This window comes from Buttiauxella sp. AC142 (assembly GCF_979253435.1).
In genome coordinates this window covers 1,972,875-1,985,381 of sequence record NZ_CEEDCH010000001.1, presented here as the reverse complement: position 1 = coordinate 1,985,381, position 12,507 = coordinate 1,972,875, and the positions used below count along the sequence as shown (strand labels likewise).

Here is a 12,507-nt window from a genome sequence, read left to right as displayed (position 1 = left end):
GTAGTATCAATTCAAATATGGAATGTGGTTCACATTTCAACCGTTCGTGCAAAGGATCAACATGTCGATAGATAAAGTGGCGCGCATTGCCGGGGTTTCTACCGCGACCGTTTCCCGGGTTTTAAACGGTAATCCCGCCGTTAAACCCGACACGCGCGACAAAGTGCTGGCGGCGATTGAGGCGTGCGAATACCAACCTAACCTGCTGGCACGCCAGTTGCGCACCTCGCGCAGCCGCATGTTATTGGTGCTGGTGTCGAACATCACCAACCCCTTCTGCGCCCGCGTGGTGCGTGGCATTGAAGAGGAAGCGGAGAAGCATGGCTATCACATTCTGCTGTGTAATTCGGAATCACGCCTGACGCGTGAATCAGCCTATTTGCGCCTGCTCAGTGGCAAAGTGGTTGATGGCGTGATCACCATGGATGCCATCAGTTGTTTACCTGGGCTGACGACGTTGATTGGCGATTCGCCGTGGGTACAATGCGGCGAAGGCGATCCCGGTTATCGTGCTTCTTCGGTGACCATTGATAACTTTAAAGCGGCGGCGGCTGCCGTCGATCATCTGGCGACCTCAGGCTATAAACGGATTGCGCTGATCAACGGTGATTTACGCTATCTTTATTCGCAACAGCGCGAAGCAGGTTACCGCGCCGCCTGTGGCAAGAACTGGCAAGCGGTGGTTTATGCCGATAGCCTGGAATATCAGGCTGGCGTGCAAGCAATGGCCGAACTGTTCACCATGCCAGAACCACCGGACGCCGTGTTTGCAATTTCCGATGCATTAGCGGGCGGCGCGCTGCATTTTGCCCACGAGCAAGGCCTGCGTGTCCCGGAAGATGTGGCGATAATGGGGTTTGATGGCGTCCCGTTTGGCTCGGTGACTTATCCCCCGCTCACCACCATCCAACAGCCGATGCATCAGCTTGGCGTGCGCAGCGTGCAGTTGTTGCTCGAACGCATCGATAATCCGGAAGTCGAAACTGTGAATGAAATTCTGGACTGGAAGTTGGTGGTACGGGGATCGGTGTAGGGTTTTATCGTGGTCAATAAGCGCTGCTTTTTATATCCGGAAGCAGCGCCGTGTTTATATTACTGGTAATCAATAATCCCGACTTGTTTGGCCATGAATAATTCATTCCTTTCGACAATTTCTTCTACTACTTTGCCTTCGGCGTTAAATCTAAAATAAGTCAGCGCCGTCCAGGTGACGTCTTTTCCATGAACATCAAATCCGTGCCATGTATTAGAGCCTCGCGCCACATGTTTCAGATGAACCACAACCACATCGTCGGTCACGACTTCTTTACTGAAGGTGGTTTCTATCGATTCATAGCGGTTAATAACATGTTCGAGCAGCGCTTTTTTGAAGTTTTCAACACCGTGAACAGGCGCATCACAATCAGGGCGATGAATAATAACGTCTTTATCAAAATACTCTTTAACGCGCTCCGCATCTTTTCCATCTACACAATATTTAAAGTATTTCTTTACTGTTTCAAGATTATTTATGCTCATCACTCAATCTCCGATTTAATTATTTAAAACGAGTATAGGGAGGTTTGTGATATTCGTAAATAACATATATATTGCGTGTGGTATGCAAAAAATGGATATCTTATGAAACTCGACAGACTCGAACGCTGGGCAACCGTCAGGCACTTTCGCCTGGCTATCGCACTCTTCGAATACGGCAGTGTTCTGCACGCTTCACGTTCGTTAAATGTGTCACAACCGACAGCCAGCAAGCTGCTGCTCGATCTTGAGGATGCGGTAGGCGCAAAGTTGTTCCTGAGAAATCGCCGGGGAGTCACGCCCACCGAATTGGGGCGCGCATTTGTTGACCGTAGCAAAATGGTGCTGGCTCAACTTGATCACGTTTCGCAAGCTATCAGTGCGCTGGGAACGGGTCATGCCGGGCGGGTTGCCATCGGCAGTTTATTAACCGGTTCGAGTTATCTGGTTCCGGCGGCGATTGCAAAACTGAGCGTTTCCCGGCCCGACATTCGTATTAAGATTATAGAAGGAGTCAGCGGAGAATTATTGCCGCGACTGGTTTCTGGAGAACTCGATTTTTTAATTGGCAGATTATCAGACATTAGTTCCAACGCGGTGGTCACTCAGGAAGCCTTATTTAATGAGAATGCCATGGTTGTCGTCCGTAAAGGTCATCCGCTGGAGCAAAATCCTCATGCAACACTCGAGAAATTAAAACAGGAAGCGTGGATATTACCGCCCATTGAAACGACATTACGTAAGCAGTTTGATAATACTTTTTATCATGACAATATTGATCCGCCGCATGCGACTATCGAGACGGTTTCATTCTTCAATATATTATGGCTGTTAAAAAAGACCGATTTATTAGGGATTCTGCCACAATCCATTATTACGGATATCACTTACAGCAACGATCTTGTGCGTTTACCGTCATTTGAACCGTTGGTTCTGGAGCAAATCGGTATTTCCCGTTTGACCGGAACGGAACTCTCGCCTGCCGCCGCTGCATTGGTGGAATCCATTCGTGACGTGATGGGAAGTTCATCGGGAATGTAAAACAGGGCAGCCGCGAGGTTGCCCTGTTTGTATTACTTCAACGCTTCTGGCAGCTTAATCACCCAAAGCTCATTTTGAGACTCGGGCTTTTCCAGCGGTTTTAACGAGATTTTGGTGGCAACTTCTTTACCGTCGCGGGTTAAATGCCCTTTGCCGTCCACTTCATATTGGTCAGCTTTTTTAGCGTCGTCCGCAGGATTTTCCAGCACCGGTTGCAGGCCGAAATCGTTGTCATTGATCACCGCGATGGTCTGGTTATCAATCAGCGTCATGCCTTCGGCTTTCTCCTGCTGCCAGCCCAGTTTACGCAGATCAACCACCTCTTTTTTCTGCGCCAGTTTGATACCGCGTGCTTTCAGTTGTGTGGCGTCGTCAAACTCTGGCGCTTTGTCTTTATCAAACGAACTCAAATCGCTGGCCTGGCTAAGATCAACCACATACACCAGGTTGCGCATGACTTTGTTTTTGTCGCCGCCCTGTTCGATAAGCAGCAGGCGGTTGTCATCCAGCGCCACAATATCGCCGATTTTGGCATCTTTAGCTTTCTTATAGACATCCACGTCAATCGGATAGCCATACATTTCGGTTTTGCCCGTTGCAGGATTGAAGCTCACCAGGCGGGTAAATTGCGCGGTGTTTTTCGTTTTTCCGTCGATATCCAACGTACTTTGCACGGCGGCAATAATGCGCCCGTCTGGCATACGCGTAATGCCTTCAAAGCCACGGTTAGCCTGGCGCCATTTGATGATGTTTGGCAAACCACCCGCCACGCCCTGCTCGCCTTGTTCCGCCTGCGGGCCATACTTTTTGAGGATTTTACCGTTGGCATCAATGTTAATGATGAAAGGACCGTATTCATCGCACAGCCAGTAACCGCCTTTGCCGTCCGGCGTGATGCCTTCGGTGTCCAGTCCGCGCTTGTCGCTCGATAATTGCTGCAAAGTGTCACCCAGCGCGATTTCATTGGTCGCGCCAATCAAACCTTCAGGCAACGGCAAACCGCTAATTGGCCCGTTATCATCATGTAATGCGTGTGCATCTGTCGCTTCGGCTTTGCCCCCCGCCACGCGAATGGTCATCAGCAATGGGGTAAACTTTGGATTAGCAAAAATCTTCGACTCTTTTTTACCTGATTTAGGCGAATCGGCATTCGGGCCGCGATCCGTGACTGTGGCAAACACCAGCGCATCGCCGTCTTTACGGATAAATTGCAGGCCGGAACCCACGCCCACCGGCAATCCGTTCGGGAAGTTAGCTGCGTACGCCCCCTGATATTCAACATGATCACCCTGAGGGAACGTGACAACGTAACGATCAACTTGCGGCTCCGCCGCCTGGCTTGCCAGAGGCAATAGTGAGGTCAATAACAGCGCAAAAGGTTTTAATTTCATGATGTTCGCATCCTTTATTTTGGTCATCGATTTATAAAGCAGCCTTATGACAGAAATATGACGAAAATAAGACCGCTAAATTTCCCGCCCCGAATGCCGATAACCCTCACAGCACTGGCTGAAACGAGTCAGGTTATTTTCTAAACATAAGGGTTTTGTATGTCAGTACGGCGTTTTTCGATTTTAGTTTTCAGTACGTTACTGTTTATTTTCTTAGCCAGTACCGCATCCAATATCTGGTCTTTAACTCGTAGCAACCAGTCTCTGGATAACGTCAACCGGGAAATCCGCGTGGTGTTATCGGTGATCGACCCGATTAACCACAGCCGCACCATGCGTGTTCGCGCCATGGAAGCGTTAGAAGAACGTGAGCAAGGTTCAAGTGACCAAAGTCAGCTGGCGTTGGATGGCGCAAAGTTGGTGCTCGGCAAAGCGAATTCCGCCTTTCAGGCTTATCTGGAAGCGCCAAAACAGCCTGGCGAACAAGTGCTGGCCGATGCTTATCAAACCGCTTTTGTGAATTATCGCGAGCAAGGTTTGCAGCCGTTACTTGATGCGGTTGGCGCGAATGATATGCAGCGCGCCCGCACGCTCGTGACCTCCACTCTGCCGCTTCTCGACAAACAGTTTGAAGTCGCGCTGGATAAGCTGCTGTCGTTTCGCGAGCAGTACGCGCAACAGCTCAACAAAGATGCGCAATCGGGCTTCAACCAAAGTCTGGTGAGTATTGCGATTTTCGCACTGATCTTCGCCATTATTCTCGGAGCAGCGTTCCTGCTGTTGAAAAAACGAGTTCTCAACGAGCTGGATAAAGCGAAAGCACATTGCACTGAAATCGCCAGCGGCATCCTGCATACGCCGATTGTCGCCAACGCTCAGGATGAAATTGGCGCCATGATGCGCGAGCTGGAACAAATGCGCGTTTCGCTGGCGAGTATCATCGGCCAGGTGCGTGAATCCAGCCAGACCGTGGCCTACGCGTCTGAAGAAATCGCGGCCGGGAACACCGACCTTTCTGCCAGAACAGAAGAGCAAGCGTCGTCTTTGGGTGAAACAGCGGCCAGCATGGAACAGCTCACCGTGACGGTGAAATCTACTTCCGACAACTCTCACCAGGCAAATAAGCTGGCAAATGGCATGTTGATTGCCGCCAATGACGGCAACGAGATTGTTAGCGAGGTGATTGATTCAATGCGTAATATTGAGTCTAGCTCCAGCAAAATCGACAATATTATTAGCATTATCGAAGACATTGCTTTCCAGACCAATATTCTGGCGCTGAATGCCGCGGTTGAAGCGGCGCGTGCCGGTGAACAAGGGCGTGGTTTTGCCGTGGTCGCCAGCGAAGTCCGCAACCTGGCGCAACGTTCGTCGGTTGCCGCGAAGGAGATCAAAGAGCTGATTGAGCTGTCTGGTGAGCAGGTAAATATCGGCAGTAATCTGGTGAATCGTGCGGGCGAGAGTATGCAGCGGATTTCCAACGCCATTAAGCAAGTGACGGGATTGATGGAAGAAATTGCGGTGTCAACCGGCGAGCAAAGCCGCGGCATTGAACAAATCAACCTGGCCGTGGTGCAAATGGATGTGGTGACGCAGCAGAATGCCGCGCTGGTTGAGCAGGCCTCAGCGGCGGCGATGTCGTTAAAAGAGCAGTCGCAGGCGCTCAATGAGACGGTGGCGGTGTTTAAGCTGGCGTAATTTGTTGTCGGGTGACGCTTCGCTTAACCGACCTACAAAATCATGCCCTTGTAGGTCGGGCAAGCGTTAGCGCCCCCGGCAAAAACCATAAAACCTTCGTTCGTAGGTCGGGCAAGCGAAGCGCCCCCGACAAAACCCTCTACCAAACCTTTTCGGCAAGCTCCGTCACCAGGCGCACTTTGTCCCACTGCTGCTCAGGCGTCAGGCTGTTACCCTCTTCTGTCGAAGCAAAACCGCATTGCGGGCTAAGACAAATCTGTTTGATATCAACATATTGTGCCGCTTCGTTTATTCTTGCCTGAATCAACTCCGGGTTTTCCAGTTCGCCATTTTTCGTCGTCACCAGACCTAAAACCACTTGCTGATGGCCGGGACGCACAAAGCGCAACGGCGCAAAATCACCGGAACGATCGTTGTCATATTCAAGGAAGAACGCATCAACGTTCACGGTGCCAAACAGCACTTCAGCCACCGGCTCGTAACCGCCTTCAGAAATCCACGTCGAGCGGAAATTACCGCGACAAACATGCAGACCAATAACCAAATCATCAGGCTTGCCTGCCAGGGCTTTATTCAGCACTTCGGCATAAATCTGCGCCAGTTGGTCCGGGTCATCACCACGCTGGCGAATGTCCTGACGCTGCGCGTCCGAACACAAATATGCCCAAACGGTGTCGTCAAGTTGCAGATAACGACAGCCTGCTGCGTAAAATGCCTGAATCGCATCGCGCCAGGTGGTCGCCAGATCGTCGAAATATTCTTTCAAATCAGGGTACACGTTGCTGTCGATTGCATTACGTCCACCGCGGAAATGCAGCACGCTCGGGCTTGGGATCGTCATTTTCGGCACGGCATCGCCACTGATGCTCTTCAGATAGCGGAAATCTTCCAGCATCGGGTGTTCACCGAAGCCCAGTTTGCCGACCACTCGCACGCTGTGCGCTTTGGTCTGCACGCCGTTAAACTGAATGCCCTGCTCCGACTCATAACGCTCAACACCTTGCAGGCCATCGAAAAAGTCAAAATGCCACCACGCACGACGAAACTCGCCGTCAGTCACCACATGCAGGCCGCAGGCACATTGCTGTTCAACCGAGGCACGAATGGCGTCATCTTCCACTTTTCGCAACTCAGAAGCGTTGATATCTCCCGCTGCAAAAGCAAGACGTGCGTTTTTAATGGTGGCCGGGCGTAAGAAACTACCGACGATGTCGGCACGGAACGGGGCGCGATGAGCGGTGGATTGTGGCATGTGTTTTCTCCTTCCCTGGCTAATTAATTTAGTCAGGTGATAATTCATTATTTGAATATTTAGCCATCTGGACGGCTATCGTTGAATGAGAATGGCAGATGCTCACCCTGAGAACAAACGAAGATCTTTCATGGTTATTGAAAATTATTCATGTTGTTAAGACGGTGTAAATTCAAAGTTGATCTGCGTCACACTTTGCCGTTAAATATGACGTCCTGTTTTTGAGCATCCTGATTATGATTGTTCGTCCGCATCAACACTGGTTTATCCGCTTATTTGTCTGGCATGGCTCGGTTCTACAAAAAATCTACTCCCGCCTGCTACTAAACCTTGCCCTTTCGATTGGCATTATTTTCTTTCTGCCCTGGTATGAAACACTCGGCATTAAACTGACCACCGCCCCGTTCAGTATTCTCGGCGTGGCAATTGCTATCTTTTTAGGCTTCAGAAACAGCGCCTGCTACGCACGTTTTAACGAAGCGCGTACGCTGTGGGGAAATCTGGCCATTACGCAGCGCTCGTTCTTGCGTGAGGCAAAAAGCGTGCTGGGTGAGAATCAAAGTCAAATCACCGCGCTGGTGAATTTGCAGACTGCGTTTTGCCATGCTTTGCGGCTGACGCTGCGTAAACGCCCGGAGGAAGAGACACTCAAAAAATACCTGAGTGCAGAAGAATTGCAGTGGGTGGTTAAAAGCCAGGCACCGTGCCAACGCATCTTGTTGCTGATGGGGAGCTGGCTAGGCGATAAACGCAAACAGGGGCTGATTTCCGATGTGGTGTGGAGCAGTCTTAATCATCATCTCAACGATCTTTCGGCGGTTGCCGGTGGCTGCGAGCGCATTGCGAGCACTCCCGTTCCGTTCGCCTACACGCTGATTCTGCACCGCACCGTTTACCTGTTTTGCATTATGCTGCCGTTTGCGCTGGTGACAGACCTGCATTACATGACGCCATTTTTGTCGGTGTTTATCTCGTATACGTTTATCTCGCTCGACACGCTGGCCGAAGAGCTGGAAGAGCCATTTGGCACCGAAGACAACGACTTGCCGCTGGATGCGATATGCAACAGCATTGAGCGTGATTTACACGATATGGATGAAAGCGAGGAATTACCGGAGAAGTTGCGCCCGAACCGCCATTATCGGCTGAGTTAACGGGCGCGGATTTCATTAGAAGATTGGGCCGACGAAATCACGCTTACCCAATGGCACACCCGCCTGACGCAGGATGTCGTAAGCGGTGGTGAAGTGGAAATAGAAGTTCGGCGTGGCGAATTTGTAGACATAGCTGCGAGCGGTAAAACGCAGTTCATGTTCGCGAGCCATCACCACGATTGGGCGCTCATCATCACCGTCCAGTTGTGCGTCAGTAATGCCCTTCATGAATTCAACCGTTGCCGCAATGCGTGCCTGAAGCTGGGCAATGGTGGTTTCGTTATCTTCCATCACCGGAGCATCAACACCCGCCAGGCGTGCAACCGCACGTTTGGCCATATCGGTAGAAATTTGCACCTGGCGCACCAGCGGATACATATCTTCCGCAAGTGTTGCCGTCAGCAGGCTCTCTTCAGTTTTGCCATTCTCTTTTGCCCAGTTGGCGGCTTTATCAAGAATCGCAGATAAATTGTTTAAACCGAGAATAAACTGAGCGTTAGTTTCGCTGTAAATCGACATTGTAACTTCCTTCAGGGATGACAAAAGTGAGCCAAGATTACACTCACTTCACGCCTCGCGGATAGCAAATTCACTACTCAGGCAAAGCTAAAACCTTCGTCAGCCCAACCCGTTATTCCACCAATCATAATTTTTACCGGGCGACCCAGGCGTGCCAGTTTAAGCGCTGCGCGATCGGCACCGTTGCAATGCGGCCCGGCGCAATAAACCACGAATAAGGTATCGGCAGGCCACTCGGCCATCCGTTCAGCAGACATATCACGATGGCGCAAATGCAAAGCGCCAGGAATATGGCGACGAGCGAAGGCCTCCGGGGAGCCGACCACGTGCAGCAGAACAAAATCCATATCTTCGTCTTTCATCGCGCTATGCACATCGTCGCAGTCTGTCTCGAGACACAGACGCTGGAGAAAATGAGCAGCGGCGATTTCAGGCGCAGCGGCAGGATAATCAGTGACGTAACTCATACAATCTCCTCGTGTGGGTGAGAGACCACTATAGATTGCTGCATGCCGCTTGACGTGTGGCAGAAATGACAGATAACGTGAAGATCATGACAAACTCTCTTGCTCCACATAATCCTCTTGTTGTCGCCCTGGCGTATGACGGTCTGTGCACGTTTGAATTTGGCGTGGCTGTTGAAGTGTTTGGCCTGCCGCGCCCGGAAATGGGCAACGACTGGTATCGTTTTGCAGTGGCGGGAATCGAAGCTGGCGAGTTCCGCGCAACCGGTGGCATACGTTTAACGGTCGATGGCGGGCTTGATTTGCTGGCACTGGCGGGGACGATAGTTGTGCCGGGCTGGCGCGGTGCCGATGAGTCGGTGCCCGAACCCTTATGTGAAGCGCTGCGTGCAGCACATGCTCGCGGGGCGCGAATTATGTCGATTTGCTCCGGCGTATTTGTGTTGGCTGCTGCCGGTTTGCTGAACGGATTACAGGCTTCCACACACTGGCGTTATACCGAAAAACTGCAACAACGTTACCCCGAAATTCAGGTCATGCCGGATGTGCTCTACATCGACAACGGCTCAGTTCTGACCTCCGCGGGCAGTGCGGCGGGTATCGATTTGAGTTTGCATCTTGTGCGCCGGGATTACGGCCAGGCGGCGGCAAACAGTGTCGCACGTAGATTAGTGGTCCCGCCCCATCGCGTCGGTGGCCAGGCGCAGTTTATCGAGCAGCCGGTGCCTACGCCTTATGAAAGCAAGCGCCTCAGCCCGCTGTTTGATTATCTCCACACTCACCTTGCCGATGAGCATTGCGTGGAATCACTTGCCGCTTTTACCGGTATGAGTCCGCGCACATTTTTACGCCGCTTTAGCGCCGCAACCGGCACCACGCCCGCGCGATGGTTGCTCAATGTGCGCCTGACACGCTGCCGCGATTTGCTGGAAAGCAGCACGCTTTCGATAGATGAAATTGCCGAGCGCGTTGGCTTTGGCAGCGCCGCCACTCTTCGTCATCATTTCAGGGCAAAACTCGACACCACGCCCGCCGCTTACCGTAAAACATTTACTTCAGGTAACGAAAAAATGATTACTTCACGCGAAACAACGTGATAGAGATAACGGCATTATTTTGATAGCCAGCAGATGAATGTATCTGGAGAAGATATGCGTAAATTGAATGTTTTTGTTTTTTCAGCGGTTTTGATGGCCGGTTCTTTGCCAATGGCGTTTACGGCTGTTGCCGCAGACGCACCTGTGACCGCGCCGGGTGCCGTCGCGACGCCTGCGCCGCAAAGTTCTTCTTTTGAAATCCAGGAGTTCCACGCCGATTACAAGCCATTTAAAATTGGCGACATCGTGCCGGATTTATACCGCACCAAGCCTTACCAGATTGATGCCTGGCAGATTCGCCATCTCCCGGCACCAGAAGCCGGAAGCCACTGGACATATATGGGTGGGAACTACGTGTTGATCACGGACGCGGAAGGCAAAATTTTACGTGCCATGAAAGGCGAGATTTTTTACGGCCACTAACAGAACAAACCCCGGCATAGCGCCGGGGATTTTTTTACGCAACACGCATCGCTTTAATTTTTGAATACCCGTACTCAAAAATCATATCCGTGGTGCACATAAAGACAATCACATCACCCGACTCGCACTCTTCGATCGCTTCGTTTAATTCCGCATCAAAATCTTTCGACAACTGCGGCATTAGCATCTGCATATCGCCCGGATAATCTTCGTCTTCATCGGCTGGCATATCTTCAATTTTTGAACCGCGAACCACGTAAACCAACAGATTTTTGTCGTTGATGACGATGGGTGCGCGCAGGTGTTTGCCCGTAGGATGCTTGGCCATGTTTATTACCCTTTTGCTGATAGCCGAAATTTGGCGCTATCCTCGCAAAAGATGACGCGAAAATACAGCCTTGCGGTGATGACAAGCCACTAATACCCACTAAGCTGAGGAAAGAAAAACTCAGACGGAGGTCATTATGAACAAAAAGTTGTCTGCTCAATGCCATTGTGGTGCTGTCGCTTTTACCGTTGAACTGACGGACGGGTTCAACACCGCCCGCCGCTGCAACTGCTCATTTTGCCGTATGCGCGGCGCGGTTGCCGTTTCGGCGCAGCTATCCGGCATCGAAGTCATTAAGGGCAAAGACAAGCTAACCGAGTACCGTTTTAACACCGGCGAAGCGGTGCATTTTTTCTGTTCGGTGTGCGGGATTTACACCTTCCACCAGCGCCGCTCCAACCCGGAACAATACGGCGTTAACGTCGCCTGCATTGAAGGCGTTTCGCCTTTCGACTTCCCCAAAGTCACGGTAATGGAAGGCTCGCACCATCCAAAAGATGGCGGTGGCGGCGTGGCGGGATATTTGACGTATACGGCGATTAAGTGAATCCAACGTCTAAGCATTGAGGATACCAGTTGGTATCCTCAGAATCATTAACGCCCTTCGCCCACGCGCCAAATCTTCTCCGCGTAGCGTCCGACAAGAGCCAGCGAAATCGCCAGCAGCAGGAAGAAAATCACTTTGTTGGTATCGTCCCAGAACATTTCGAAATAGCGGGTGTAGAGGTTGATACCTAAAAACGTCAGGCCAAAGCCGCGCAGCATACCGTCGTCGGTTTTCAGGCTTATCCAGATACATGCTCCTGCGGCCAGGGCAAAAAGCAACGACCAGTGCAGCAACTCCATCTGGCGCACGCTTTGCCAGATATCGTAATCGTAGTTACCGAAGATCGACAAAATCCACAGCGCGATAAACAGGTACAGCAATCCCATCACCTTGCTGGTGTTAAACAAATTTCGCTGCTGCAAGATGGGTTTCAGCAAATAACAGGCTGCCAGCAGTACACCACCAAATAGCACAAAGCGAATCGGGTAATTCATGCCAAGCCAGTACGCGCCCCAACCGGATGCGTATCCCGTGGAAGTGCCGAAAAAGCTGCCCAGTGCCAGCAGGCAAAATAGCCAGATTAGCCCGGAACGCCCCAGGTAGCCGATTGCGCCGTAGATGGCGCAGCCAAGTAAGAACAGTGGCGCGACGTTGCCGCTGCCGGTGTCCAGCGCCATGCCGACCTGGGACAGGCATAAAGCAGTGAACAGCACGCCCATAAACAGAATTGCTTCGTTGCTGTAGCGTTTTTCAGGTGTGATTTTTTGGCGGCGAAAACCCCAGAAATATAACGCGGCGGAAATTAACGCCAGAATAATGGCGCGAGTGAGGTAGCCAAAATTGAACAGCAACGCCATCAAATATTCGTCGGCGACCAGGCTTCCAATAGCGATAATGGCGCAGGCCAGCGCAATCCAGAAGGCGTAACGGCTCAGGCGCTGCCAGTCAAAAAGCTGTACCGAGAGATTTTGTTGCAAGCGCTGTTGCTCGTTTTCGTCTATCACCCCTTCTTTGCGCCAGCCTTCAAGCGTATGCCGGATGACTTTTTCCTGTTTGCGTGTCACTTTCATTACGGTTT

The 12,507-nt window shown here is 51.4% G+C and carries 14 protein-coding genes; 7 read left to right on the top strand and 7 right to left on the bottom strand.

The features are described 5' to 3' along the window. Nucleotides 1-61: 61 nt before the first annotated feature. Nucleotides 62-1,033: a LacI family DNA-binding transcriptional regulator gene (locus AC0IWZ_RS09135; protein ID WP_259267203.1), complete on the top strand. Its 972-nt coding sequence runs from the start codon at nucleotides 62-64 to the stop codon at nucleotides 1,031-1,033. 59 nt (nucleotides 1,034-1,092) lie between these two features. Here the strand turns inward: AC0IWZ_RS09135 and AC0IWZ_RS09130 are convergent, their stop codons facing one another. Next, a complete protein-coding gene (locus tag AC0IWZ_RS09130) occupies nucleotides 1,093-1,518 on the bottom strand; it encodes an ester cyclase (RefSeq protein ID WP_172894340.1) in 426 nt (141 codons plus the stop codon). 102 nt (nucleotides 1,519-1,620) lie between these two features. Here AC0IWZ_RS09130 and AC0IWZ_RS09125 point away from each other — a divergent pair, with 102 nt between their 5' ends. Next, on the top strand, nucleotides 1,621-2,556 hold the full coding sequence (locus tag AC0IWZ_RS09125) for a LysR substrate-binding domain-containing protein (protein ID WP_471677529.1): 936 nt from the start codon (nucleotides 1,621-1,623) through the stop codon (nucleotides 2,554-2,556). A gap of 32 nt (nucleotides 2,557-2,588) precedes the next feature. On the opposite strand, the gene AC0IWZ_RS09120 is transcribed toward AC0IWZ_RS09125, so the two are convergent. Next, nucleotides 2,589-3,947, bottom strand: a complete 1,359-nt coding sequence (locus tag AC0IWZ_RS09120) for an esterase-like activity of phytase family protein (RefSeq protein WP_471677530.1) — start codon at nucleotides 3,945-3,947, stop codon at nucleotides 2,589-2,591. Nucleotides 3,948-4,106: 159 nt separating this feature from the next. On the opposite strand from AC0IWZ_RS09120, the gene AC0IWZ_RS09115 reads away from it, so the two are divergent. Beyond that, entirely contained in the window at nucleotides 4,107-5,645 is a 1,539-nt protein-coding gene (locus AC0IWZ_RS09115) for a methyl-accepting chemotaxis protein (protein ID WP_471677531.1), read from the top strand. Between the two features lie 139 nt (nucleotides 5,646-5,784). On the opposite strand, the gene AC0IWZ_RS09110 is transcribed toward AC0IWZ_RS09115, so the two are convergent. Further along, nucleotides 5,785-6,897, bottom strand: a complete 1,113-nt coding sequence (locus AC0IWZ_RS09110; RefSeq protein WP_471677532.1) for a cobalamin-independent methionine synthase II family protein — start codon at nucleotides 6,895-6,897, stop codon at nucleotides 5,785-5,787. 236 nt (nucleotides 6,898-7,133) lie between these two features. Here AC0IWZ_RS09110 and AC0IWZ_RS09105 point away from each other — a divergent pair, with 236 nt between their 5' ends. After that, nucleotides 7,134-8,051, top strand: a complete 918-nt coding sequence (locus tag AC0IWZ_RS09105) for a bestrophin family protein (RefSeq protein ID WP_471677533.1) — start codon at nucleotides 7,134-7,136, stop codon at nucleotides 8,049-8,051. Between the two features lie 15 nt (nucleotides 8,052-8,066). Here AC0IWZ_RS09105 and AC0IWZ_RS09100 read toward each other — a convergent pair whose 3' ends face one another. After that, nucleotides 8,067-8,570: a DUF1993 domain-containing protein gene (locus AC0IWZ_RS09100; protein ID WP_471677534.1), complete on the bottom strand. Its 504-nt coding sequence runs from the start codon at nucleotides 8,568-8,570 to the stop codon at nucleotides 8,067-8,069. A 77-nt stretch (nucleotides 8,571-8,647) separates the two neighbouring features. Beyond that, nucleotides 8,648-9,037, bottom strand: a complete 390-nt coding sequence (locus tag AC0IWZ_RS09095; protein ID WP_034495169.1) for a rhodanese-like domain-containing protein — start codon at nucleotides 9,035-9,037, stop codon at nucleotides 8,648-8,650. Between the two features lie 65 nt (nucleotides 9,038-9,102). On the opposite strand from AC0IWZ_RS09095, the gene ftrA reads away from it, so the two are divergent. Together ftrA and AC0IWZ_RS09085 are read left to right on the top strand one after the other, a co-directional pair. Continuing rightward, on the top strand, nucleotides 9,103-10,131 hold the full coding sequence (ftrA, locus tag AC0IWZ_RS09090; protein ID WP_471677535.1) for a transcriptional regulator FtrA: 1,029 nt from the start codon (nucleotides 9,103-9,105) through the stop codon (nucleotides 10,129-10,131). A gap of 54 nt (nucleotides 10,132-10,185) precedes the next feature. Beyond that, nucleotides 10,186-10,554, top strand: a complete 369-nt coding sequence (locus AC0IWZ_RS09085) for an RcnB family protein (RefSeq protein ID WP_410372530.1) — start codon at nucleotides 10,186-10,188, stop codon at nucleotides 10,552-10,554. A 34-nt stretch (nucleotides 10,555-10,588) separates the two neighbouring features. On the opposite strand, the gene AC0IWZ_RS09080 is transcribed toward AC0IWZ_RS09085, so the two are convergent. After that, nucleotides 10,589-10,882 carry a hypothetical protein gene (locus AC0IWZ_RS09080; RefSeq protein ID WP_034495166.1) on the bottom strand — a complete coding sequence of 98 codons (294 nt, stop codon included), beginning with the start codon at nucleotides 10,880-10,882 and terminating at the stop codon, nucleotides 10,589-10,591. Nucleotides 10,883-11,018: 136 nt separating this feature from the next. Between AC0IWZ_RS09080 and AC0IWZ_RS09075 the strand changes: the two genes are divergently transcribed. Further along, nucleotides 11,019-11,429, top strand: coding sequence for a GFA family protein (locus AC0IWZ_RS09075; RefSeq protein ID WP_471677536.1), 411 nt, complete (start codon nucleotides 11,019-11,021; stop codon nucleotides 11,427-11,429). Nucleotides 11,430-11,476: 47 nt separating this feature from the next. Here AC0IWZ_RS09075 and AC0IWZ_RS09070 read toward each other — a convergent pair whose 3' ends face one another. Next, entirely contained in the window at nucleotides 11,477-12,499 is a 1,023-nt protein-coding gene (locus AC0IWZ_RS09070) for a DUF2157 domain-containing protein (protein WP_471677537.1), read from the bottom strand. Nucleotides 12,500-12,507 lie beyond the last annotated feature (8 nt).